Here is a 22,942-nt window from a genome sequence, read left to right as displayed (position 1 = left end):
CGTCCGCTCACAGCGGCATGGTGATGAAGGCGCCCTTGAGCAGCAGGGGCATGGCCTTCATCATCTGCAAGAGCTGGATGTTGCCGATCATCAACTGGGCATCGGTCTGCAAGAGCAGGGCGGACTTCTGGTACAGCCTCAACCCCGCGGAACTCTCCAGCACGAGTCCCGCCCGCTGGGTGAGGTTCATGCCCGCGATGCTCGTCAGGGAGGTCCCCGCCTGGTGCAGGATGCCCATGCCGGCCTTGCCCGTGAGGGACATGCGCGCCTGGTGCAACTGGCTCCTGCCCGACTTGAGGGTGAGGTCGCCCTGGACGTCGAGGGTGAGGTTGCCCTGGACCTTGAGGGTGTAGTTGCCCTGGACCTCGTGCACCTCGTTGCCCCGGGCGACGCGCACCGTGCGGTCGCCCTCCTGGACCTCCAGGGTGTCGTTGTGACGCACCTCGCGCACGCTGTCGTGCTCCACGCTGACCTTCATGTCCCGGTGGGCATGCAGGTACAACTCCTCCGCGCCCTTCTTGTCCTCCAGCCGCAGCTCGTTGGGGTCTCCCTTGGCGGGCGTCATGCCGCGCAGGGTGCTCCGGGTCTGATGGGCGGGCAGCGGATAGGGCACCTGCTGCTCGGCGTTGTAGACGGAGCCCGTGATGATGGGCCGGTCCGGGTCCCCATCCAGGAAGGTGATGAGCACCTCCTGGCCCACGTGCGGCAGGAAGAGCTGGCCCCAGCCCTTGCCGGCCCAGCCCTGGGCGACGCGGATCCAACACGAGCGCTGGTCCTCGCGGTCCCAGTGAAAGCGCACCTTCACCCGCCCGTGGCGATCCGTGGAGATCTCCCCGCCCGACTCGCCCACCACGCGCGCGCTCTGCACGCCCGTGGCCACGGGGCGCGGTGTCTGGCGGGGGGGACGGAAGGGCGTGGCCAGGGGGAAGGCCTCGAAGCTGTTGGCATAGTGCTCGAGCGAGGCCGAGTGCGACACCCAGCGCACCACGTACGGCCCGTTGGCGTCCGCGCGCGTGTGCTCCTCCACGCCCAGCCGGTGACCGGGAACGAGCCAGCGCACGCGCCCCTGTCCGCGCAGGACGCGGGCCTGGACCTCCTCGGCCTCCAGCCGCAGCCGGCCGCGCCGCTCACCCTCGGCCTGGCGGGTGAAGCGCCCGGGGTATTCGTAGCGCCGCGGGCCCGCGCGCTTGCCCTTCACCTCCGCGCGCAGCCGGGTGGAGGGCGCCTCGAAGTCGTAGTCCCCCAGCGCGTGGCCGCCGGAGATCACCCGCTGCTCCAGCGTGCAGGCGGTGAGCGCGTCGTTCGTGCTCGCCGAGGGGTCACGCCCCGGCACCTTCACCTTGCCCGGGCCCGGACAGGCGGGGTGGGCGGCCGGGTCGTCCGCGAGCACCAGCGTGTGCCGCTCGCGCGAGTGCTCGAAGAAATAGAAGATGCCCTCGTCCTCCATCAGCCGCGACACGAAGTCGAAGGTGGACTCCTGGTGCTGCACGCAGTACTCGCGCGGGGCGTAGCGGCCCCGCAGGTCGAGCCGGAAGTCGGTGAAGCCCTGCTCGGTGAAGAGCTGGCGGAGGATCTGTGGCACCGTCTTGTCCTGGAAGATGCGGCTGTCGTGGGCGAGGGTGAGCAGCCACAACCAGGGGCGCAGCTCGGCCACGTACTCGGTGAAGTCCGCGAAGGTGCCGGCCTGCACGATGCGCGTCACCACGCCGTGCACGTATCGCTCGCCGCCGCCCTCGAGCTCCAGCGAGAGCGCGACGCCCTCGCCCACCAGCCGCGAGAAGTCCACGTCCGAGCGCGCCGAGTGCATCGTCAGGGAGAACTGGAAGGGCCGCGACAGGGCCTCCTCGCCCTGGAAGCCTTGGAGCATCAGGACGTCCTTGCCCAGCGGCGTGGTGAGCGACAGCGAGCGTGTGTCCTGGGTGAAACCCTTTCTCATGACGGCGTGTCCTTCTCGGGGGGGAGGTTCATGTGGCGGGGCGCGAGCACCACGCGGTGCGTCCCCTCGCCGCGGGGCCGGGCGCGCAGGAAGGAGGTCCAACCCAGGCGCGGCCCGTCGCGGGCGCTCAGGGCGGCGGGGGGGATGTCCGCGAGCCGGGGCGCGAGCACCAGGCCCACGTCCAGGTTCGTGCCCAGCGCGAAGCGGGTGAGCGAGCGCATGCCGTCCAGCGCCCGGCCTCCGGGCAATAGCTCCTGGTAGCGGTGCCACGAGAGGGGGCCCAGCTCCAACTCCAGGCCCGCCTGGGCGTTCCAGGCGCGCCGGCCGAGCACCGCGCCCTGACCGAGCCGGGCGTTCTGTCCGCGCGGGCCCAGGCGCGTCCACTGCTCCGCATCCAGGGGCAGCCAGGCGCCGCGCGGCAGGTGGGGACGCACTCGCACCCCGAGCCAGTCCGAGAGCATCGCCTCCAGCGCGCCCACGGACACGGGCCGGCGTACGAGCAATCCCGCGTAGCGCAACAGCGTCCGGTCCTCCACCCGCATCCGGCCGCTCAACCCCCGCGTGCCCAGGCCCAGCAGCGCGTACAGGTAGCGCGCCACGGCGTAGCTCTCCGGCGCGCCTTCCTCCAGCCACACCCGGCGCAGCTGCCGGCCCCGGTACAGCAGGGACAACAGCCGGTGGTGGAAGAGGTCGAGGAAGTCCCTCGGGCCCGTGTCGCCCGCGCGCGTGCGATCCCACACCCACTGAGCGTGGGGCCGGGGCAGGGGCCCGAGCGCGCCGCCGACGCCGAAGAACCCCACTGTCAGCTCCGGCACGCCCCCGGGCTCGGGCGCGGGGCGCACGCTGGCGACGTCGCTGGGCGCGAAGGCCAGGTCCACCCGCGCCCGCAGCCGCACGGGCTCCTGCCAAGGCGAGCTGGCGCGGCCCGAGGGCGGCTGCCCCGGACGCAGCAGACGCAGGAGCCGCACCGCCTGGAAGAAGTCGAACCGCTCGCCGGAGGCGAACAGCCGCTCGGCTAGAGCAGGGGCTGGGCGCCGGTCATCGGGGGCCATTGCTTCCATATGCCCTCCTTCTGCTCGCGCCTGACCACGAGCTGCGTGAATGAATCCACCGAGGCGTACAGCCCGAAGAAGTGGTTGAGCACCGCGCCGAGCAGCAGCGTGCTGCCCCCCTCGTACAGGGACGTGTCGAAGGTGAGGGTGAGCTCCTGGCCCCGGCAGAAGCCCCGCCAGTCGCCGCCCGTGAGAGGTCGCGTCACCGGCCGGCTCTCCAGCCGCGTCATCCCCCGGATGCGCTGCTCGCCCACGCTCGCCTCGGAGCCGTCGTGCAGCCGCAGCAGCTCCCGCAGCGACTCCAGGGCTCGCTCCCCGCCGCCGAGCGACAGGTGGTTGAGCGAGAGCAGGGAGACGAGGCGCCAGAGCGACGGCCCTTCCTCGGGGGCGGGGCGCGGCGGCGTGGGACGGCGCAGGCTGCGGATGGCGCCCACCGGCGCGTGCTCCTCCAGGCGCAGCGCGGCGCCGGGCGCGAGCTGCGTGGGCAGGGGCCCGTTGGTGCACAGCGTGTGCGCGAGGAGCGTCTGCTCCGCGGGCAGCCGCGGGTCGAGATCCAGGTCCACGAAGGACAGCAGCGTCTGGGATTCCCGCTCCGCCCCGAGTCCGGTGGGCTGGGTGCGCGTGTACCAGAACGCCCGGGGCTCGGCGTCCTCCGGCGCGTGGCGCCAGGAGAAGAGCGGCTCGACCACCCGCGTGCGCTCCTGGCCGGGCGTGGAGGCGGTGACGGACACGAGCGAGTGCAGCCGCACCTCGTCCGGCCGACGGGCGTCGGGAATCACCGGGTACTCGGTCCGCCGCTGATCCAACCGCAGGGGCTCGGCGAGCTGGGAGAACAGGTTGATGATGGGCGCGCAGCCCAACCGGAAGACGTCGGGCGTGAGCGCCAGCTCCTCGTCGGGGGGCACGTCCAGCAGCACGAGCACCTCGAGCGTGTCGCGCGAGGCCTGGAGGCTCGCGCGGTCGAGCACCAGCTCGTGGAAGAGGAACTTCTCGGGGAAGGCGAAGTACTCCTGCAGCAGGCGGTAGCCGGGGTGCGTTTGCATGGGCGCGTCGAGCAGCGCCTCCTCGGGCTCGAAGCCCACGGCCCGCAGGTGCGCGGCGGGCCAGATGCGGGGCGCGGACGCGGACGGGGCGCCGTCGGGCACGAAAGCGAGCCCGCGCACGCCGCTCAGCAAGAGCTCGTGCAGCCGGAAGGCCACCTCGGCGGGCGCATCGAGGAAGAAGCGCAGCCGCTCGATCGCCAGCGCGGGCCAGGACGTGCCCTGGGTCTCCAGCTTGAGCCGCAGCACCGAGGCCACCTCGCGCTCGCCGCGCAGCCAGGGCCAGGCGAGGGGCGAGCTCAGCTCCGCCTCGGTCACCCGCAGGGGCCAGAGCCGCACCGGCGCGCGGGTGCGAAAACGGCAGGTCTGGCCCGTGCGCAGGTCGGCGAGCAGCTGCGTGTCGCGCGCGATGAGGTGGCCCTCGGGGGGAATGCTCGTGCCCGGGTCCGGCTCGAAGCAGGCGATGGAGAGCGAGGGCCGGGGCTGGAGGAGGTGGGGGGCGAGCTGGCCCAGCAGGCTGGTGGTCAGCTCCGGCAGGTCCCGGTCGAAGGTGTGCTGCACGCGCGCCGTGAGGAAGGCGAAGGACTCGATGAGCCGCTCCACATGCGGGTCTCCCGTCTCCTGGGCCCCCAGCCTCAGACGCTCGGCCTGCTGCGGATAGGTGGCCGCGAACTCGGCGCCCGCGCCGCGCAGCCAGGTGAGCTCGCGCTGGTAGGCCCTGAGCAGCTCATCCTTCTGGGAATTCATCACCTACCTCCACGAGTCGCCCGCTCCGGTCGAGCTGGAGGGGAAAGGACAGGGTGTCCGCGTGTCCGGGGCGCACCACCCGGGCGGTGATCACCGCCACGGGGAGTGCCCGTTGCGCGCCAGGCGTCTGGACGGTGACCTGGATGTGCTCCAGGCGGGGCTCGAACGCCTCCACCGCGCGGGCGATGAGCTGCTCCAGATGGCGGACGCCCTCCGCCGAGTCCAGACTCAAGGGGCCCACGTCGGGCAGGCCGTAGTCCACCGCCGAGCGCTCCACCGGGGTGAGCCGGGCCTCGTCGGCCAGGGAGAGGGCGCAGCGGGTGCCGAGCACGTGCGCCACCTCGTGCCGGATGGAGTCGCGCAGCTCCCGCTCGTCGAGCGTCCGGTGGTGAGCGGGGGGGCCGCCCTCCTCGGTCCTCCATTCGACCAGCCGGTCGAACAAGGGCGCCAGGGCCGGGTCCTTGGGAGACACGGGTCTCACTTGGTCTTCTCGTTCTTCTCCAGACTCCAGCCGGCGGAGTTGTTCACCGCGCCCTGGTTCCAGGTGATGGCCGTGTAGTTGAGCGAGACCGTTTCCGTGATCTCGCCGCTGGTGCCAGCGCTGTAGGACACCGAGCTGACGATCACCTTCTCCAGCTCATAGGTGAAGACCTTGGTGGTGGCGTTGTCCTTGGTGGTGCGCACGGTGAGGGTGGCCTTGGTCAGGACCTTTCCCGAGCAGCACGCCGCGCACAGCTGGGGCGTCGCCTTGTCCGCCATCTTGACGATCTTCATGTCCTGATGGCTGACGTTGCCCACCGAGCGGGTGTCGTTGGAAGCCGCGTTGGAGGCGATCGGCAGGGTGATGCCGTGGTTGTAGGACAGCAGCTCGATCTCCTCCTTGGAGGCGGTGGCGGTGGAACTGCCGGGGAGTCCGTCGAATTTGATGCTGATGTTGGATGCCATGGGATGTCAGACCTTTCAGTTGGCGGCCGCGGGTAGCTTGGAGACGAGGCGGATGGACGCCGTCAGCTCGGTGAGCTGGAAATGCGGGCGCAGGAACACCACGGCGCGGTAGGCGCCCGGGCGGGAGGGCTCCTCGGTGACCTCCACGCGCGCTTCTCGCAGCGGCTGCCGGGCCTTGATGGCGAAGGAGGCCTCGTCGTTGAGCTGCACGTACTGCTCGATCCACCGGTTGAGGAAGTTGGAGATCTCCTGCCGTGAGGTGAAGCCTCCAATCTTGTCGCGCATGATGACCTTCAAGTAGTGCGCGAAGCGCGAGGCGGCCATCAGGTAGGGCAGCTGCGAGGACAGCTCCGCGTTGGCCGTGGCCTGGGGCGTGTCGTAGCGGCGCGGCCTGTTGACCGTCTGCGAGCCGAAGAAGGCCGCGTAGTCCGTGCCCTTGCAGTGGCAGAGGGTGATGAAGCCCAGGTCGCTCAATTCCTTCTCACGCCGGTCGGTGATGGCGATCTCGGTGGGGCACTTCTGGGCGATGTCCCCCTCGTCGGTGCGGAAGGTGTGGGTGGGCAGGTCCGAGACCACGCCGCCGCCCTCCATGCCCCGGATGTTGGCGCACCACTGGTAGAGCGAGAAGGCGTCGGTGATGCGCTGGCCCAGGGCATAGGCCGCGTTGCCCCAGAGGTACTTGTGGTGATCGCTACCGTCGACATCCTCTTGGTATTGGAAGCCCTCCACCGGCACCGTGTCCGGGCCGTAGGGCAGCCGCAGCAGGATGTGGGGCAGCACGAGCGCCGTGTAGCGCGAGTCCTCGGATTCACGGAAGCCGCGCCAGCGGATGAGCTCCGTGCTCTCGAACAGGCGCGCCAGATCCCGCGGGGCGCCAATCTGGGCGAAGCTGTCCAGGTCGAACAGCTGGGGACTGGCCGCGGCGATGAAGGGCGCGTGGGCGGCGGCGGCCACATGGGAGATGGATTCCAGCAGCGCCAGGTCCCTGGGCCCGCGGCCGAATTCGTAGTCTCCGATGAGCACGCCGTAGGGCTGTCCACCGAAGGTGCCGTACTCCTCCTCGTACACCTTCTTGAAGAGCACGCTCTGGTCGAATTCGGGCGCGCGCTCCATGTCGTCCAGCAGTTCCTTCATGGTCGCGTGCATCACCCGCAGCTTGAGGTTCGTGCCCGTCTCGCTGCTGGACACGAGCAGGTGCAGACCCCGCCACGACGCCTCCAGCTTCTGGAAGGCGGGCGCGTGCAGCACCTCGTCCAGCTGCTCGCCCATCCGGGTGTCCACCCGGGTGATGGCCTGGCCGATGAGCGACACCAGATCCATCTGGGGCGTGGCCTGGAGGGCGCGCGCCTGCTCCACGAACTCCTTCACCAGTTCGCGGGCGCGGGTGGCCTGGGCTTCATCGCGCGCCAGCTTGCCTTCCTGGAGGATGCCCGCGAGCACACCCGGGGCCGCCGGATCCTCGGCCGGAGCGGGGTCCGCCTTCAGCTCGGCCTCGAGCTTCTGCACGCTCGCCTCGTCCGCCAGCACGGCCTTGAGCTTCTCCACCAGCGCGTCATTGCCATCCAGCTTGGCCAGCAGATCCACCATGCGTCCCCGGGCCTCCAGCAGCGCGCGCAGTGGCTCGACGTCCTGGACGACCTGATGGGGCAGGAACGCGTCGATGCGAGGAAAACGCAGCTCCACGTTCATCTTGGCGTCTCCGCCCTGGAGTTTGTCCGCCACGCTCAGTTTGAGTTCGGGCCCGATGGACGCCATCACCTTGTCGAAGTTGTCGCGGTCGATCTCCACGAACTTGCGCTCGCGCATCCGGGGCAGGCCCTGCCGCTGGCCCGCTAGGTCCGAGAGGACGCCGACCACCAGGGGCAGTTCCTTCTGCTCCACCGCGTCGCCGATCTCCACGTCGTAGGTGATCTGCACGCGGGGAGGACGGATGCGGTCCAACTTGTGCTGAAAGCTTTCTCGATAGGCCATGATCTGTCTTTCGATTCGGAGGTGAACGGGCACTGCTTCGGGACGGAGTCGGTGGGGCGCGGATGTGATGCGAGGGACGCGGCGATCACTCCGGCGTCTTCATGCCGAGCAAGGTGTGGATGGACGCGAGGCCCGAGGAATCGGGCACGAGCTCGCCGAGGAGCTGGCCCAGGGGCATGTCGCCCCAGGCCATGGCGCGCTTGACGAGGTAGGGCACGGGGCTGTGGGGCTCGGTGCTCATCAGGTAGTCGGCGGCGAGGGACAACAGCCGGTAGGCCTCGGCGCGGCTCTGGAGCGAGCCCGCCACTCCGTCCGGGAGGGACGGGGCCGGGTGCGCGGTGGACGCGGCGCCAGGCCTCCCCGCGGGAGAAGGGGCGGGACGCGCGCCGCCCAATTGGGTGAGCAGGGCACGCAGCTCCTCCAGGACTCCCCGGGTGCGACGGAGCGCCGCGGACGTGCGTCCCAGGTGTCCATCGAGCGCCTCCTCCAGCCGCGTGGCCGCCGTGAGCGCGAGCGTCACCTGCTCGCCGCTCGTGGTGAGCGCCGCCGCTGGCAGTCGGGAGGCCGCCGCGAGGAATGTCTCCCGGGTCAGGGGCTCCTCTTCCTCGGGCGCCGCCTCCGGCTCCCGCGCCTGCTCGGGTTGGCCGAGGACCTGCTTCTCGCGCCTCAGGAGCTGTTGCCAGTCGCCCAGGGTCAAGGTCTCGGGCGTTCTCGGCCACACCAGGGGCACCCGGGCGAGTGTGAGAGGCAACCGGTCATCGAGCCATTTCACCGGGGAGAGCCGGGCCTCCGGATCCTCCGGGTCGAGGGCGGGCCACAGGGTGTCCCAGAAGCGCTCCACCAGGGCGGTGAGCAGCGCCATTCCCCGCTCCAGTCCGGGCACGCCCCGCTGCGACAGCCAGGCGTCCGTGAGCCAGACGGCGAGCTGCAGGTCCTTGGTCTCCCGTGAGAGGGCCTGCTGGCACAGCTCGGCCACCCGCTCCCAGTTGGCGACCTTGAGCGCGGTCCGCCACACGCCCTGGGGCAGGGAGGCGTCGTCCTCGCGGCGCGCCTCGCGGATCTGATCATAGATGGGCTCGTAGCGCAGGTTCCCGCCCGAGGGGGTCTCGGGAGAGATGGGCCGCAGCAGCGGCTCGAGCTCCTCGGACACGGGGCTCATGGATACCTCTTGGGAATGACGAGCCGCTGACCGGCGGTGAGGTTGTCCTTGTTGATGCCGGGATTGGCCTCCACGATGCGAGGCCACTGGTTGCCATCGCCCAGGAAGCGCTGGGCGATGTTGAAGACGATGTCGCCCGGCTGGACGATGTAGACTTGGCCCCGAGGCGGGGGCGTTGGCGTCGGCGCTTCGGCCTGGAGCCCGTCGGTCACCCGGCCCTTGTCCGTTTCACTCGACCAGCGCGTCTGCCCGTTCTGTCCGCGCACGAGCAGCACGCCGTCATCGCCGAGCACCAACTGGCTGTCGCGCTGGCCCTGGGTCTTGCTCGCCCACACCGCCTCGGCACGCGACTGGTAGACGACGAAGTTGCCATCCTCCTGCATCACCACGCGCCAGGCCCGCTTGCCCTGGGTGTTCGACCGCCAGCGCGGGCGGTTGCCCTCGAGGTCATAGAGCACGAGGTTGCCGTCCTCCTGGTACATCAGGGCGTAGCGATGGTTGGGCGAGACGAGCTGTTGGTTGGGCGAGAGGAACTCGTTCTCGTCGCCGCGCAGCACCGACCGCGCCCCCGGGCCGCCGAAGCCCACGAGGACGAGCAGCAGTAGTCCCAGCAGCACGCTCACCGCGAGTCCCACCCGCAGGAGCGTCACCTGCCGCTGGTTCTTGCTCAGGGCGCCGGCCTCGGGGCTCGCCAGGCCGCTCTCGGGAAAGACCTTGCGCTCGAGCAGCTGGGTGACGAAGGCGGGCGTGCGGGGCTCCAGGTTGCCGCTGCGGCCCCGCTGGGTGTTGCCCTCCGCGTTGGGATCTCCGCAGAAGTAGAGGCCCCGCAGCAGCGCGGGCTCGGCGTACGGGCTGGACTGGAAGACGCCATCGAGCAGCCGCCGCAGGGGCTCGGCCAGAGCCCGGAGCTCGGAGGGGAAGAGGAAGGCGGACTCGCGCTCGGACCGTGCGCCCTGGCCAGCGGCGAACAGCTCCAACTGCGTGTCGCACAGCTCCTGCTGGATGTGCCCGAAGGCCTCGTCCACCCAGGCCGGCGAATAGGGCTCGCGGGCCGAGTGGGGACTGGACCAGCCGAGCATCTCCTCGCGCAGGTGGGCCGGCAGGGCACGGCAATAGGCCGGGAAGCCGGGCAGCACGTCGCACTTGGTGATGACGACATAGATGGGACAGCGCACGCCGAGCTCCCCGCGCAGCGACCGCAGTCCCGTGAAGAGCTCGCGCGCCTTGCGGTCCAGCCCCACGTCGTCGAGCGCCTGGGGGCCGGTGAGGTCCGTGGCGGGCACCGCCAGCATCACGCCGTCGATGGGCCGCTGGCCTCGTACGCGCAGCAGATCCTGGAGCACGCCCCGGAACTCGGGCCCTGGCTTCTCCGTCATGCCGGGCATGTCGATGATGGCGCCCTGGTCGAAGAGCCACACCCCCCAGCCGCTCGCGTCCATCTCCCGGCGGGTGGGCGCGCCATAGGGCCGGCGCAGATGGGCGCCCGCCGCCAGGGATGTCCTGCCCACGCCTGGCTCGCCCAGGAGCATGAGCCAGGGCAGCTGATAGCGGCGGTGGCGATGCGCCCCGGTGGCCCCCATGCGTTCGAGGGCGAGGTCGATGGGCGAAGTCTGGAGGGCGGTCATGGACGGGTCTCCTGGAGCGTGGGGCGAGGGGTTTCCGGCGCGCGCACGGCACGCGTGATGAAGGTGCTGGACACGAAGACGAGCAGCGTGGCGCCGATGGCGGCGGCCCAGGGCCAGCGCGGCGCGAGCCGCCGGTCCGTGCGCTCATCCAGCGTGTGGGCGTAAGCCTGGGGCATCAGCCGGCGCGAGGGCGCGTCGGGCTCGGGCTGGCGCTGGTGGGCGAGTACGAAGAGCTGGCGTTGCAGCTCGTGCAGCAGCGCCTCCTCGCCGTGATCGCGGTAGCGGCCCTGGAAGCCGAGCGCGAGCGCCAGCAGGTAGACGTCCGCCATCTCGGCCTGCGTGGGATCCCGATCCCTTAGCAGCCGCTGCACGTCCTCGAAGATGCGCTCGCCCGCGTGGTGGGTGCCAAAGAGCACGTCCTCCAGCAGGCCCTCGCGCCATGCGTCGCGGCCATACCAGGGCGTGTTGACGAGCAGCTCGTCGGCGAAGGTGGCCAGCACATAGCGGCACTGCTCCAACTGACGCTCCTGGAGCGAGCCGCGCGGCGCTCCCTCCAGCCGGGTCTGTTGCTCCACGCGCGCCAGCAGCCGCTGGCGGATCTCCTCCACGCTGGGACCCGGCAGCACTTGGCCCGAGGGCCGGGAGATGACCCTCAGGCGCTGACTGAGTTGGAGCAGCTCCGTGAACAGGGCGCGGGTGCGCTCGAGCACCATGGACGTCCGCACCGGTTCGGCGAAGAACTCCGAGCGCCGTGCGAACGGGGCGGAATCCTGGAGCGGGCCAGGGTCCTGCCAGGAGGGAAGCGGGGATGAACGGACATGGGAACTCATGGGCGCCTTTCGCGGGAGCTGGTTCTCCAGGGCGGAAGGGACCCTTGCTGGATGTGACGTGGCTCAGGGCGTATTGCGGATGAGCAGGTTCATGTCGGAAGCGGCCTGTTCCTCGCGGGGCTCCAGGGTGTTCTCGATCAGCAGCCGCTCATCCGGCCGCAGGTAGAAGGCGCTGGGCTCCAGTGAGAAGAGCAGCGCCCCGGGGCGGGGAACGAGCCCCACGGGCGGCTCGATGAGCTCGCGCCGGGCCCCGAGCGTCCGTGTCTCGCGCATCTGCCGGTGGCGGCTGTCCGAGCCGATGCGACAGCCCGTCATCCACCCGAGCACCTCCTGCCGCGTCGCTCCCGCCCGGCCCCGGACCTCGAGCACCATCTCGCGGCCCGTCCAGGCGGCGAGCAGGCGGGTGGAGAAGCCATTGGCCTCGGGCGTGAGCGGGACGCGGGTGTAGGCCTCGGCCAGGCCTCCTTCCAGCGCGCCCTCGACGAAGGCGAGCACTGCCTCGAAGGAGCGCAGGACATCGGCGTGGTCGTAGGCGGGGAAGGCGGGCGGAATGCGCACCTCGCCCACCTGCGACAGCTGACCGGCGAGCGCGCAGAGGGCGACATAAAGGGTGAAGGGGTGCGAGCCGTCCAGCCGCAGCAGCGCCTCGAAGGGAGGCAACCCGGCCACCAGCCAGCGCAGCTGCCGTTGCTGCTCGGCGAGCACGGAGGGCTCCTGGCCCTGGGCGCGCAGGGTCTCCATCAGATTCGCGGCCTTCTGCCGGATGCGCAGGGTGAGCCGGTCACATCGCTCGCCGAGCGGCGAGCCGAGGGGCACGGCCAGGGGTGGTGGCAGGTAGTCCTCCACGGCGAAGGATTCCCCCAGGCGGCGCACCTCGACGAGAGGGAGGGCGCTGTAGCCGGCCGGGGGCGGGCCGGCGAACAGCCGCAGCCGGGGCACGCGCTGGGGAATGCTCAGGGGCATGTCCCCGGTGCTCTCGTCGACACGCGGCTCACTGGTGGTGGAGACATAGCGGCTGGGCTCTCCCAGTCGCTCCGACGGCACCGCCACGTGCAGCCGGACGGGATCGCGCCAATCCACGTCCTTGAGTTCCGACAGGGAGAGCTGGAGGGGCTCGGCCCCCTCGGCTGCGGCGTAGGAGAGGACCAGGCCATCGGGCAGCAGGGCCTCCAGCGTCCGCACCTGCAGGTGGCCCGTGAGCAGTCGGGAGCGGTCATATTCCAACCGGCGGATGCCCCAATGAAACGGGGCCGCCTGGCTGAGATGGAAGTGGAGCAGCGCCTCGTGGCGCTCCTCCTGGACCTGGAAGTGTTGGGGGGCCAGCAGCATGCCTTCATGCCACTGCACGGCGGCGGGAAGTGAGGGATGGACGCTCATGATGTCTAGGCGCGCCCGCCAGCCGGATGTGAGCGCCCCCTGGGCCCTGGCGTTTGTGTTGTATGCCTGTGTTCCCGTCACACCGGGGGCGAGACGACTCTGGCCACTCGAAGGCCATTCAGGCCAGGCATTCAACAAGGCGAGGTGATCCGCATGTGACCGTTCGGGCGGCCGACGACGAACAGACACCCTCGAATCCCCTCGCTTGACCAGGAGCGCTCCATGCCCATTGGCAATCGCGGTCGGTACTCCGTGGGACAGGTCACTTTCGATTGGGAGGAGTTCACTCCCCTGGACCTCCCGGATCCCCACATGCGCGTCTATAAAGCGGAAGGCGCGATCATTCGGCGGCAGGGACCGGTGTTCCGAAGTGCGCTCAACCCCCTGTGTCTGTGTAAGGTCAACCCGCTGGGCGAGCAGGCGCTGGCCATGCCCCTGGACACGGAGAAGGGTCACCTTCTGGGACTCTCGATCGGGGGTCCAGACAGCGCCTACAACCTGGTTCCCATGACCCGGAGCTTGAATCAGGGAGATTGGGCCACCATGGAGGCGGCCATCCACCGCGACACCTCCATCAAGCGCATGTGCGTGACGCTCACCTATGCGGATGACACCGCGTACTGCCCAGAGTCAATCAAGGTCGTGGTTTTCAAGCGGGATCAGTGGGAGGAGTGGCCCGGCAGTCCCTTCCCCATGCCGATGGTGGAGCTGGAGAACATCGTCCAGAGGCGTTTGCCCGCGCGGACCGAGGCACGCTTGTTGGCCATTCTCCAGGAGGCCAAGAATCAGCTCGAGGACAAGGACTGGAAGCTGGAAGAACAAGAGGGGGGCACGAGATTCAAGGGGTGCCTGCCTGGGGAGCAGGAACCACGCAAATATGCCGTCCTCGATTACCTCTTGCTGGCGAAAGAGGACGAATACGATGAGCTGCAAAACGCATTGGCTCCCAACACCAGCAATTTCGCGATCAGCAAGCAGAACAACTTCGCGGCGGGACAACTCGCGATGATCCGTGGGGTCAACAGGCTCTGGAATGAGGGATGGCTTCGCTCGGACGAATCCGGGGAGAGGTTGTCCGACAACGGAACGCACACGGGGCCGCACGTCGACCATATGGTCGCCAAGGCCAACAACGGTCCCAATGCGTTCAGCAATGCGCGGGTGATCAGCGCCAGGGAGAACATGTCCAAGGGCCGTGGCAATACCTGAGCCACGCGCGGCCCCACTCGCGCGGAGGGGGGCCTTCGAGCAGGTCGCCGCTTGCTGGAGCGCGCCCAGGGACTCCTCGATGTCCTCGGCTCCCCCCGCGAATCACACCCGAGGTGAGGGGGCTCTGATCTTTATGAGGGCGCGAGAGAGTCGAGGCGCCCAGGAAAGTGAGGGGCGGCCATGTGCACGGTGCTCGTCGTCGACGATGAATCAGACCTTCTGGAACTCTATACCGACATCCTGGAAGTCATGGGTTACCACGTCATCCAGGCACACGATGGATGGCAGGCGCTGGAGATCGCCCACCGCGAGCGGCCCGACCTGATCGTGACGGACTGGATGATGCCCCGCCTGGATGGGGTCGAACTCTGTCTGCGAGTCCTCAAGGATCCAGCGCTTCGGACCGTCCCCATCATCCTGCACAGCTCCCGGCGGGCGCCCCACCTTCCGGGCATCCACGTTCTGTCCAAGGGGTGCCCCCTGGAGGAGTTCGAGGACACGGTGGCCGAGGTGCTCGATGGCGCCTCGAACGCTCTTCCCATTTCCGAGGAGGCGTCGAGGCTGGCCTGTTGAGCTACTTGCGCAGCAGCGTTCCCTCGAGGAAGAAGGCGAGCGCAGCGGCGGCGATGAGCCACGTCCACAGGGGGACGGGCGGGCGCTCCGCGTCGGAGGTGGATGCCTTTACCGTCTCCTCGCCGAAGTGCGCGGAGAGCGTGTCCTGGGGCAGGCGTGACAGGTCGCTCTCGGAGGGGTCGAGCGTGGAGGCGAAGGCGAGCGACGGCACGGGCTTGCTGTCCGCGCCCAGCACCGAGAACGTTCCCGGTTCATGCACGGGCCCCACCACCACCGCGCCATCCGGCTGGGGCTTCACGGGCACGTCCTGGCCCTCCGGTGACTTCACCGCCGAGATCGTCTGGTTGCCCTCGGGACGCAGGGACAGCGTCTCGCCCACGCGCACCCGCTGTTCCTCGCGCTCCTCCAGCGAGCCCGTCAGGTACGCCGCGAAGCGCTGCATGAGCGGCAGGAAGCTCGTGCGGATGGGGAAGTCCGTCCAGTCGCGGTCCACCGTGCTGGTGAAGAGCGCCACCCGGCCCCGGCCGCGCCGCGCCACCGCCACGGACGGAGCGCCATCCTGGTAGGCGGCCAGCACCTGGTTGGTGCCTTCCTGGGCGTCCGAGCCGCCCTCCGCCTCCAGGAGCATATAACGATAGAAGTGCGCGCCCGTGAGGCCCTCCTCCGCGCGGCCCGTGAAGGGCGCGAAGAGCGGATGCTCCGTGGTCACCTGCGCGAGCTTCGCCGCCTGATCGTCCGCGGCCGGGTCATCGCGCTCCACGCTCGTGCGCACCAGGCGCATGCGGCGCGGCAGCAGCGCGCCGAGCCGGGCGTTGTACGCATCGGGGTCCACGTGGTCGCCCATGCTGATGAACAGGCCGCCGCCGTTCCGCACGAAGCTCGTGAGCGCCGCCGCCTCCGTCTCCTCGGGCGCGGACACGTTGAGCAGGAACACCAGGTCGTACTGCGACAGGTCCTCGCGCCACGCGGCCGAGGTGTCCCGCACCGCCGCCTGCACGGGCGAGCCCGGGGCCGACAGCGCCGCCTCCACGAAGAAGGCCTCGTCCCGGTAGCGCGTGGCGTTGGGGCTTCCGTTCACCACCAGCGCCTTCAGCGGCCGAGGCACCGCCAGCACGAAGGCGCGCCGGTCATCCTCGGCCAGCCCGTCCGGCGTCAGCGTGCCCTCGCCGACGATGGTGCCGCCCTGGGTGAAGCGCACCGTCAGCGTCTTCTGCGCCGTGCCGTTGGCGGGCACGTCCACGAAGCCCTTGCCGAGCGTGGTGTCTCCCACGCGCACCGCCGCCTCCAGGTCCTTGAGGGGGGTCTCGGAGAAGTTCTTCACCGTGAAGGTGAACTGGAAGGCGCGCGGACCCGCTTGCAGCGCGGGCTCCACCTTCAAATCCACCAGCGCGTGGTTGGGCAGGGCGTCCAGGCCCTCGGCCGCGTCGCGCAGCACCACCTCGGGCCGCACCGGCTCGCCCGTGGGGCTCTTCACCGTGGGCGCCGGGGACTCCAGCCGCAGCGAGCCCGCCGTCAGGTCCGACACCACCACCAGGCGCTTGCCCGCGATGGGGCTGTCCTCCAGCGCGCGCGCCGCCAGGTCCAGGCAGCGCGACAGGTCCGCCGCCGCGTACGTGGGGGCCGCCTCGTCGATGAGCTGGCGCAGCCGCGCGCGGTCGAAGGCGGGCGCCACGGGAGCGTCGGGTGCGTCCGTGCACACGAGCACCGTCGCGGGCTCCTCGGGGCGCAGGTCCGCGAGCGCGTCACGGGCCTCTTCCCGGGCGCGCTCGAAGAGCGACTTGCCGTCCGACCAGCGCATGGACAGGGACGCATCCAGCACGATGGCCGTGGCCGCCGGACCCTTCACCACCGCCGCCGCGTTCTCGTCCCGCCGGAACTCCGGCATGGCGAGCGCGATGGGCAGCGCGAGCAGGATGAGCGTGCGCAGCGCGTAGAGCAGCAGCCGCTTGAGCTTGAGCCGGCTCGCGGTGCGCTTCTGGCTGCGCAGCACGAAGGCCATGGGGCCGAAGGGGTGGGGCCGGGGCCGCCGCCGGTCGAACAGGTGCACCAGCACCGGGATGAGCGCCGCCAGCGCCCCGAGTAGCATCCATGGATGCGCGAACGTCACCGCCGCCTCCCGCGCTTGCCCAGGAAGCGCAACAGCACCTCGTCCAGCCGCTCGTCGGTGCGCACCAGCTCGTAGTCCACGTCCGCCTCCGCGCACGCCGACTTCACCCCGGCCAGGAAGCTGCCGAATTCCTCCAGGTAGCTCTCCTTGATTTCACGCGGGTTCACCTCGATGCGGCCCTCGCCCTCCATGTCCAGGAAGAGCGTGGGGTCCTCGAAGGGGAACGTCAGCTCGGCGGGGTCCACCAGGTGGAACACCGCCACGTCGTTCTTGCGCTGGCGCAGCGCCAGGATCCGCTTGAGCGCCGTCTGGTTCTCATCGAGGAAGTCCGAGAGCACCACCACGGAGGAGCGGCGCGGCAGCACCTCGGCGAGGTGGTCCGCCGCGCTCACCAGGTGGGTGCCGCCCTTGGGGCTCGTGCCCTCGAGCGCGTCCAGCAGCACGTTGAGGTGCCCGGCCGAGGCGCGCGGGGGAACGTCCTGGAAGCGGCCCTCCGTCATGACGGCCAGGCCCGCCGCGTCCTGCTGGCGCACGAGCAGGTAGCACAGCGCGCCCGCGAGCGTCTTGGCCACGTCCAGCTTGGACAGGGCGACGCTCTGGTAGCCCATGGACGCGGACGCATCCACCACCATCACCGCGCGCAGGTTCGTCTCGTGCTCGAAGCGCTTGACGTAGTACTTGTCGAACTTGCCGTAGGCCTTCCAGTCCAGGTGGCGCAGCTCATCGCCGGGCGCGTACTCCTTGTGCTCGGCGAACTCCACGCTCTGGCCCTGGTGGGGGCTCTTGTGGAGGCCAGACAGCACCCCCTCCATCACCGCGCGGGCGCGCAGCTTCACGCCCTGCAACCGCGAGAGTGTCTGGGCGTCCAGCAGCATGCCGGGGCGCTATCCCTTCACCAGTGCGACGAGCTGATCCACCAGCTTCACGGACGTCATGCCCTCGCTCTCGGCGGTGAAGTTGGGCAGCACGCGGTGGCGCAGCACTGGCCGGGCCACCGCCTTCACGTCCTCCACCGACGCCACGAAGCGCCCCTGGAGGATGGCGCGCGCCTTGGCCGCGAGCACCAGGTACTGGCTGGCGCGAGGGCCCGCGCCCCAGGACACGTTCTTCTGGATGAAGTCCGGTGTGCCCGGCTCCTTGGGGCGCGTGTGGCGCACCAGTTCCACCGCGTAGCGCACCACGTGGTCCGGCACCGGCACCCGCCGCACCAACCCCTGCAGCGCGAGGATGCGCTCGGGCGAGAGGATCTTCTCCAGCGGCGGAGGCGTGCCGCCCGTGGTCGCCTTGACGATCTGCACCTCTTCCTCGGCGGTGGGGTAGCCCACGTCCACCAGGAACATGAAGCGGTCGAGCTGGGCCTCGGGCAAGGGGTAGGTGCCCTCCTGCTCGATGGGGTTCTGCGTGGCGAAGACGAGGAAGGGCAGGTCCAGCGGGTAGGTGCGGCCGCCGGCGGTGATGCGGTACTCCTGCATGGCCTGGAGCAGGGCGGCCTGCGTCTTGGGCGGCGTGCGGTTGACCTCGTCCGCGAGGATGATGTTGGCGAAGAGCGGCCCCTGCAGGAAGCGGAACGCGCGGTGCCCCGTGGCCTTGTCCTCCTCCAGGATGTCCGTGCCGGTGATGTCCGAGGGCATCAGGTCCGGGGTGAACTGGATGCGGTTGAAGGACAGGTTGAGCACGTCCGCCAGCGTGGAGATGAGCAGCGTCTTGGCCAGGCCGGGCACGCCCACGAAGAGGCAGTGGCCCCGGGCGAAGAGCGCGATGAGCAGGTGGTCCACCACGTCGCGCTGTCCCACGACGCGCTTCTCGATCTGCGCTTGAATCTGGGCCTTGGCCTGGGCGAGCTCCTCGACGGCCTGGAGATCCTCGTTCGTGGGGGCCGGGGCGGCGGAGGGGGTGGTGGGGGCGGCGCTTTCCATGAGGACCGTTCTCTTAATCGCGGGAAGGCACGGGGACCAAGCGTTTCGCGAGGGAGCCGTGACTCGAACGTAGGCCGCCAACGGTTCGGGCCCTCGTGTATTCCTGGGGTGTGCCCCCTTGCCCTCCGGGGGAGTTGGGCGCGCCGCTTCCAGGTGGGGATGCCGCGCGGAATCTCCCCATTACCTTCCACCGGTTCGCTTCTCCGGGGGCCGTTGTGGCCGGGAGGAGCGGGGGAGTCAGCACATGCACCGAGCATCTGGACGTCGTTTCAACTTCGTGGGGAAGGGGTTTGTCTCCACGGCGCTCTTCGCCTTGTTGGCCGCGTGTGGCGACCCGGGCGTGGACGAGGACACGGCGCCGGTTTCCACTCCCACCACCGAACAGTCCGCCGAGGGCTCCCGCCTCCCGCCACCCGGCACGCCGGTGCCGGACCCCGCTCCCGAGCTCCCGCCCGAGCCCCAGGCCGAGCCCTGGTTCCACCGGCTCGGGGGGCCGCAGGATGATGTCGGCACGGGGCTCGCGGTGGACGGCACGGGACATGTGTCCGTGGCGTGGGTGTCCACGCCGCGCCAGGACGCGGACCGCAAGCCCGTGGAGGGGGAGCGGTTGTCCCTCAACCTGGCGCGCTACGCTCCGGATGGCCGGACGCTCTGGACGCGCGACTTCCCCCGCAACCGGGTGGAGGCGCTGCGCGTGGTGGCGGCGCCCGAGGGCGCGCTCTTCGTGACGGGCAATGCCTTCCTGTACGACATCGACTTCGGCCTGGGCGCGGCCTCCAAGGGCTTCCTGGTGAAGTTCTCTCCGGAGGGCACGGCGCTCTGGCAGCGGCGCGTGGGCCAGAAGGTCTACGCGTCGGTGGCGGATGGCGCGGGCGGAGTGCTCGTCGCGGGCGAGGACTGGACGAACGGCCACGCGCCGCTGCTCGCCCGCTATGACGCCGAGGGCAACGAACTCTGGACGCGGCGGCTGGATGCCGTGGACGAGGGCTCGGAGCTGCGCGCCGTGGCGCTCGGCCCGTCCGGCCAGGTGCTGCTCGCGGGCCGCCTCCAGGGCGCGCTCACCGTGGATGGCCAGACGTTCGGCGCTCCGGGCGTCCAGGGCCTGCTCCTCCTCTCCTTCGGGCAGGACGGGCGGCTCGCGTGGGGCACGGAGTCGCGGGGCGTGGATGGCCACGTGTCCAGCGTGAGGGCGGACGCGGACGGGGGCGCCGTGCTGGCGGGCGAGTTCTCGGGTTCGTTCTCCTGGGGCGGCACGCCCCTGTCCGGACCCGGGGCCTTCGTCCTCGCGGTGGGGCTGGGTGGGGCGGAGCGCTGGGCCCGGACGCTGGCCTGTGGCGCGTCGCCGTCGGCGCCCGCGGTGGCTCGCGATGGAGCGGGACAGGTGGTGGCGCTCTGCGGAGCGCTGCTGAGCACCTATACCGCCGACGGCACCCAGCGCGAGCAGCAACCCCTGACTCCCGGCGAGTGCTCCGGGCAGACCTGCCAGGTGACGGGCACCGCCCTGGACGTCGTTCCCGGCAAGGGCCTCGCGCTCACCGGCCGCCAGCTTCACGGCGACGCGGAGACGGGGGACCAGGAAGCGTTCGTGCGGCTTCTCACTCCGTGAGAGTCCTGGGGACCCACCGGACCACCAGGAGGTTGCCTGGTGGGCAACCCACGGACGGACCCAACCCAGCAGGGCGCGGCCAGTCCCAGCGGAATCACTTGAGCGGGGCGGACTTACCCGCGACAGTCCGAGGATGGATCAGGGTCGACGCAACGCTGAACGCAAGGCCGTGGGCCTGTTGGTGAAGCTCAAGCACACGAGCGTCGTCAGCTTCATCCAGGAGTACGCGGTCAACATCAGCCCGGGTGGCATGTTCATCCGCTCGCGCGAGCCTCAACCCGTGGGCACGCCGGTGCGCTTCGAGGTGCGCATCGCCGACGGACAACGGATGCTCAAGGGCTCGGCGGTGGTGCGCTGGACGCGGCCCGCGGAGGACGTGACGGGTCCGGCGGGCATGGGCATCCAGTTCACGGAGCTGGACGAGGCCTCGCAGGCCCTGGTCGACCGGATGCTCCGGCACAAGAGCGACCTGATCGCCGCCGCTCCCACCGCGCCCCGCGCGCCCTCGTCCGCCGCGAAGCTCCCCTCGGTGGCGCCCGTCGTTCCGCCCATGGCCCCCGTTCCGACCCGGGCGTCCTCCGTGCACGCCATTCCCTCCGTGGCGCCCGCGGTGACTCCGGCGCTGAAGCCCGCGCCGGCCCGTCCGCCCGCGCCCGTGCCGCCCCCTCCGCCGCCTCGCCCCAGCAGCGCCGTCGACATCTCGCTCGATGACCTGCTCGCCTACACGCCCGCGCCCTCCCCGGAGCCCGATCCCTTCGACCTGGGCCCCGATGACGAGTACTCGCCCAAGGCCCCCACGGACTTCAACCTGACGGACCTCTCGGCGGCGGCCACACCCGGACCCCAGTCCCCAGCACCGGTGGCCGCGCGGCCCGCGCCCACGCCCGCTCCGGTGGCGCCGCCCGCCCCCGCCGCCATGCAGCGGGGAAGCGCGGTGGAGCTGGAGCTGGACTCCTCCGAGGACGACGAGCCCCTGGAGTTCGCCCGGCCCGTGGCGGGTCACTCCCAGCGGCCCGTGGCGAGGAAGCCCGCGCCCGCGCTCACTCCAGCGCCCATCCCGCGTCCCGCGCCTCCGTCCCGGCCCTCCGTGTCCACGCCGGTGATCGCCCCCTCGGCGGCCAAACCCTCCGCCCTGCCGCCCGAGCCCAAGACGTCCCCGGGCCAGGTGCGCACCGTCTTCCTCACGCCGCCCACCGGGGAGATCGAGGGCAAGGGGCCGGTGATCGGCGTCGACCTGGGCACCACCAACTCGTGCGTGGCGGTGCTGGTGAACAACAAGCCCACCGTGCTGCGCTCGCGCGAGGGCTACAACACCATCCCCTCCGTGGTGTCGCTGTCCTCGCAGGCCAAGCTGCTGGTGAGCCACCGCGCCAAGAGCCAGGTGCTGCTGCGCCCCGAGCAGACCATCTACGGCGCCAAGCGGCTGGTGGGCCGGCCCTTCGACAGCGCCGTGGTGAATCAGGTGCGCGAGCGCTTCCACTACGAAATCATGCCGGACGCGCGCGGCCGGGCCGCGGTGCGCATGGGCGAGCACGTCCTGTCCCTGGAAGAGGTGCAGGGCCTCATCCTGCGCGAGTGCAAGGAGCTGGCGGAGCAGCACCTGGGGCAGAAGGTGGAGCGCGCGGTGGTGACGGTGCCGGCGTACTACTCGGAGCCGCAGCGCGAGGCGGTGCGCCGCGCGGGGTGGATGGCGGGACTCAAGGTGGAGCGCATCCTCAACGAGCCCACGTCGGCGGCGCTCGCGTACGGGCTCAACCGGGAGATGGCCAAGCGGGTGCTCGTCTATGACCTGGGCGGCGGCACCTTCGACGCCACCGTGCTGCGCATCGACAAGAACGTGTTCGAGGTGCTGGCCACGGGCGGCGACATCTTCCTGGGCGGCATGGACTTCGACAACAAGCTGGTGGACCTGCTGCTCGAGCGCTTCCTCAAGCAGGAGAAGGTGCCCTTCCAGGGAGACCGCGTGGCGCTGTCCAGGGTGACGGACGCGGCCGAGCGGGCCAAGGTGGCGCTCAGCGAGTCCAACACCTACGAGGTCCACATCCCCATGCTGATGATGGACGAGGCGGGGCGGCCTCGGGATATGCACGTCACGCTCACGCGCGCGGAGATGGAGGCGGCGTGCATGCCCATGGTGCTGCGCACGCTGGACGTGGTGGGCGACGTGCTCCTGGACGCGAAGATGCGCGTGAGCGACGTGGACGACATCCTGCTCGTGGGCGGCCAGAGCCGCATGCCGCTGGTGCGCGAGAAGCTCAAGGAGATGTTCGGCCGGGCGCCGCACGCGGGCGTGAACACGGACGAGGCGGTGGCCCTGGGCGCGGCGCTCTACTCGGGCGCGGTGGACAGGGTCAGCAGCGTGGTGCTCATCGACGTGCTGCCCATGACCATTGGCGTGGCGATGCCCGGAGGCGGCTTCACGCGCGTCATCGAGCGCAACACGCCCCTGCCCGCGCAGCGCTCCTTCGCCATCTCCACCACCCGCGACAACGAAGAGGTGATGGAGCTGTCCCTCTTCCAGGGCGAGGACACCCACATCTCCGCCAACGAGTACCTGGGCACGGTGCGGCTCGAGGGCCTGCCCAAGGGCCCCAAGGGCTCGGTGCGCGTGGCCATCACCCTGCGGCTGGACTCCGAATGCGTGCTGCACGTCAACGCGCTGGAGTACTCGACGCGCAAGGAGATGAAGGCGACGCTCGCGACGCGCTACTCCCCCGAGGAGCTGCGCCAGCGCCTGGGCGTGGCCCGGGACGCGGCGCAGGCGGCCGAGGAGCGGCGCGGCCAGGACCTCAAGGAGCGCTCGGGCCGCTTCTGGGGCTTCCTCAAGAAGGTGGTGGGCAAGGGGTAGG

General features: G+C 70.5%; 17 protein-coding genes. 4 read left to right on the top strand and 13 right to left on the bottom strand.

Annotation, left to right across the window (positions count from 1 at the left end; genetic code table 11):
- Window positions 1–7: 7 nt before the first annotated feature.
- From MEBOL_RS11975 to tssK, 10 genes are all read right to left on the bottom strand, one after another.
- Entirely contained in the window at window positions 8–1,936 is a 1,929-nt protein-coding gene (locus MEBOL_RS11975) for a type VI secretion system Vgr family protein (protein ID WP_095977553.1), read from the bottom strand.
- Entirely contained in the window at window positions 1,933–2,997 is a 1,065-nt protein-coding gene (gene tssG / locus MEBOL_RS11970; RefSeq protein ID WP_095977552.1) for a type VI secretion system baseplate subunit TssG, read from the bottom strand. Before tssG ends, MEBOL_RS11975 begins: the two co-directional genes overlap by 4 nt.
- Window positions 2,952–4,775, bottom strand: a complete 1,824-nt coding sequence (tssF, locus tag MEBOL_RS11965; RefSeq protein WP_095977551.1) for a type VI secretion system baseplate subunit TssF — start codon at window positions 4,773–4,775, stop codon at window positions 2,952–2,954. The genes tssG and tssF overlap by 46 nt, the downstream gene beginning before the upstream one ends.
- Window positions 4,756–5,247: a type VI secretion system baseplate subunit TssE gene (tssE, locus tag MEBOL_RS11960; protein WP_157774899.1), complete on the bottom strand. Its 492-nt coding sequence runs from the start codon at window positions 5,245–5,247 to the stop codon at window positions 4,756–4,758. The genes tssF and tssE overlap by 20 nt, the downstream gene beginning before the upstream one ends.
- 5 nt (window positions 5,248–5,252) lie before the next feature.
- Window positions 5,253–5,720, bottom strand: a complete 468-nt coding sequence (locus MEBOL_RS11955) for an Hcp family type VI secretion system effector (RefSeq protein WP_095977549.1) — start codon at window positions 5,718–5,720, stop codon at window positions 5,253–5,255.
- A 15-nt stretch (window positions 5,721–5,735) separates the two neighbouring features.
- Complete coding sequence (gene tssC, locus MEBOL_RS11950; RefSeq protein WP_095977548.1) at window positions 5,736–7,691, bottom strand: type VI secretion system contractile sheath large subunit; 1,956 nt, start codon at window positions 7,689–7,691, stop codon at window positions 5,736–5,738.
- An 85-nt stretch (window positions 7,692–7,776) separates the two neighbouring features.
- Window positions 7,777–8,850 (bottom strand): type VI secretion system protein TssA, encoded by a 1,074-nt coding sequence (gene tssA / locus MEBOL_RS11945; protein ID WP_095977547.1) that lies wholly within the window; start codon window positions 8,848–8,850, stop codon window positions 7,777–7,779.
- Window positions 8,847–10,475, bottom strand: a complete 1,629-nt coding sequence (locus tag MEBOL_RS11940) for a type VI secretion protein IcmF/TssM N-terminal domain-containing protein (RefSeq protein WP_095977546.1) — start codon at window positions 10,473–10,475, stop codon at window positions 8,847–8,849. The genes tssA and MEBOL_RS11940 overlap by 4 nt, the downstream gene beginning before the upstream one ends.
- Window positions 10,472–11,305 carry a DotU family type IV/VI secretion system protein gene (locus MEBOL_RS11935; RefSeq protein ID WP_095977545.1) on the bottom strand — a complete coding sequence of 278 codons (834 nt, stop codon included), beginning with the start codon at window positions 11,303–11,305 and terminating at the stop codon, window positions 10,472–10,474. The genes MEBOL_RS11940 and MEBOL_RS11935 overlap by 4 nt, the downstream gene beginning before the upstream one ends.
- Before the next feature lie 63 nt (window positions 11,306–11,368).
- Entirely contained in the window at window positions 11,369–12,682 is a 1,314-nt protein-coding gene (tssK, locus tag MEBOL_RS11930; protein WP_095977544.1) for a type VI secretion system baseplate subunit TssK, read from the bottom strand.
- A gap of 312 nt (window positions 12,683–12,994) precedes the next feature.
- Between tssK and MEBOL_RS11925 the strand changes: the two genes are divergently transcribed.
- Together MEBOL_RS11925 and MEBOL_RS11920 are read left to right on the top strand one after the other, a co-directional pair.
- The gene (locus MEBOL_RS11925) at window positions 12,995–13,891 is read left to right on the top strand and encodes a DNA/RNA non-specific endonuclease (protein WP_157774898.1); all 897 of its coding nucleotides are present in this window, start codon (window positions 12,995–12,997) and stop codon (window positions 13,889–13,891) included.
- Window positions 13,892–14,071: 180 nt separating this feature from the next.
- Window positions 14,072–14,464, top strand: a complete 393-nt coding sequence (locus MEBOL_RS11920; protein ID WP_095977542.1) for a response regulator — start codon at window positions 14,072–14,074, stop codon at window positions 14,462–14,464.
- 1 nt (window position 14,465) lies between these two features.
- On the opposite strand, the gene MEBOL_RS11915 is transcribed toward MEBOL_RS11920, so the two are convergent.
- From MEBOL_RS11915 to MEBOL_RS11905, 3 genes are read right to left on the bottom strand one after another with little or no spacing between them, the layout of a single operon-like run.
- Window positions 14,466–16,571 (bottom strand): BatA domain-containing protein, encoded by a 2,106-nt coding sequence (locus MEBOL_RS11915; RefSeq protein WP_095977541.1) that lies wholly within the window; start codon window positions 16,569–16,571, stop codon window positions 14,466–14,468.
- Window positions 16,568–17,446 carry a DUF58 domain-containing protein gene (locus MEBOL_RS11910; RefSeq protein WP_095977540.1) on the bottom strand — a complete coding sequence of 293 codons (879 nt, stop codon included), beginning with the start codon at window positions 17,444–17,446 and terminating at the stop codon, window positions 16,568–16,570. The genes MEBOL_RS11915 and MEBOL_RS11910 overlap by 4 nt, the downstream gene beginning before the upstream one ends.
- A 9-nt stretch (window positions 17,447–17,455) precedes the next feature.
- Window positions 17,456–18,487 carry an AAA family ATPase gene (locus tag MEBOL_RS11905; protein ID WP_095977539.1) on the bottom strand — a complete coding sequence of 344 codons (1,032 nt, stop codon included), beginning with the start codon at window positions 18,485–18,487 and terminating at the stop codon, window positions 17,456–17,458.
- A gap of 244 nt (window positions 18,488–18,731) precedes the next feature.
- On the opposite strand from MEBOL_RS11905, the gene MEBOL_RS11900 reads away from it, so the two are divergent.
- Window positions 18,732–20,093, top strand: a complete 1,362-nt coding sequence (locus MEBOL_RS11900; protein WP_157774897.1) for a hypothetical protein — start codon at window positions 18,732–18,734, stop codon at window positions 20,091–20,093.
- Between the two features lie 133 nt (window positions 20,094–20,226).
- On the top strand, window positions 20,227–22,941 hold the full coding sequence (locus MEBOL_RS11895; protein ID WP_095977537.1) for a TIGR02266 family protein: 2,715 nt from the start codon (window positions 20,227–20,229) through the stop codon (window positions 22,939–22,941).
- Window position 22,942 lies beyond the last annotated feature (1 nt).

The organism is Melittangium boletus DSM 14713 (assembly GCF_002305855.1).
Lineage (GTDB): Bacteria > Myxococcota > Myxococcia > Myxococcales > Myxococcaceae > Cystobacter > Cystobacter boletus.
The sequence above is the reverse complement of the archived record's forward strand: the minus strand, read 5'-3'. Positions and strand labels throughout refer to the sequence as shown.

Excerpts from the sequence above, each read along its gene's own strand:
- MEBOL_RS11895 (WP_095977537.1), top strand. The coding sequence starts at position 20,227 with ATGGATCAGGGTCGACGCAACGCTGAACGCAAGGCCGTGGGCCTGTTG.
- MEBOL_RS11955 (WP_095977549.1), bottom strand. The coding sequence starts at position 5,720 with ATGGCATCCAACATCAGCATCAAATTCGACGGACTCCCCGGCAGTTCC.
- MEBOL_RS11940 (WP_095977546.1), bottom strand. The coding sequence starts at position 10,475 with ATGACCGCCCTCCAGACTTCGCCCATCGACCTCGCCCTCGAACGCATG.
- tssA (WP_095977547.1), bottom strand. The coding sequence starts at position 8,850 with ATGAGCCCCGTGTCCGAGGAGCTCGAGCCGCTGCTGCGGCCCATCTCT.
- tssF (WP_095977551.1), bottom strand. The coding sequence starts at position 4,775 with ATGAATTCCCAGAAGGATGAGCTGCTCAGGGCCTACCAGCGCGAGCTC.
- MEBOL_RS11910 (WP_095977540.1), bottom strand. The coding sequence starts at position 17,446 with ATGCTGCTGGACGCCCAGACACTCTCGCGGTTGCAGGGCGTGAAGCTG.
- tssC (WP_095977548.1), bottom strand. The coding sequence starts at position 7,691 with ATGGCCTATCGAGAAAGCTTTCAGCACAAGTTGGACCGCATCCGTCCT.
- MEBOL_RS11935 (WP_095977545.1), bottom strand. The coding sequence starts at position 11,305 with ATGAGTTCCCATGTCCGTTCATCCCCGCTTCCCTCCTGGCAGGACCCT.
- MEBOL_RS11920 (WP_095977542.1), top strand. The coding sequence starts at position 14,072 with ATGTGCACGGTGCTCGTCGTCGACGATGAATCAGACCTTCTGGAACTC.
- tssG (WP_095977552.1), bottom strand. The coding sequence starts at position 2,997 with ATGGAAGCAATGGCCCCCGATGACCGGCGCCCAGCCCCTGCTCTAGCC.
- MEBOL_RS11905 (WP_095977539.1), bottom strand. The coding sequence starts at position 18,487 with ATGGAAAGCGCCGCCCCCACCACCCCCTCCGCCGCCCCGGCCCCCACG.
- MEBOL_RS11900 (WP_157774897.1), top strand. The coding sequence starts at position 18,732 with ATGCACCGAGCATCTGGACGTCGTTTCAACTTCGTGGGGAAGGGGTTT.
- tssK (WP_095977544.1), bottom strand. The coding sequence starts at position 12,682 with ATGAGCGTCCATCCCTCACTTCCCGCCGCCGTGCAGTGGCATGAAGGC.
- MEBOL_RS11975 (WP_095977553.1), bottom strand. The coding sequence starts at position 1,936 with ATGAGAAAGGGTTTCACCCAGGACACACGCTCGCTGTCGCTCACCACG.
- MEBOL_RS11925 (WP_157774898.1), top strand. The coding sequence starts at position 12,995 with ATGCGCGTCTATAAAGCGGAAGGCGCGATCATTCGGCGGCAGGGACCG.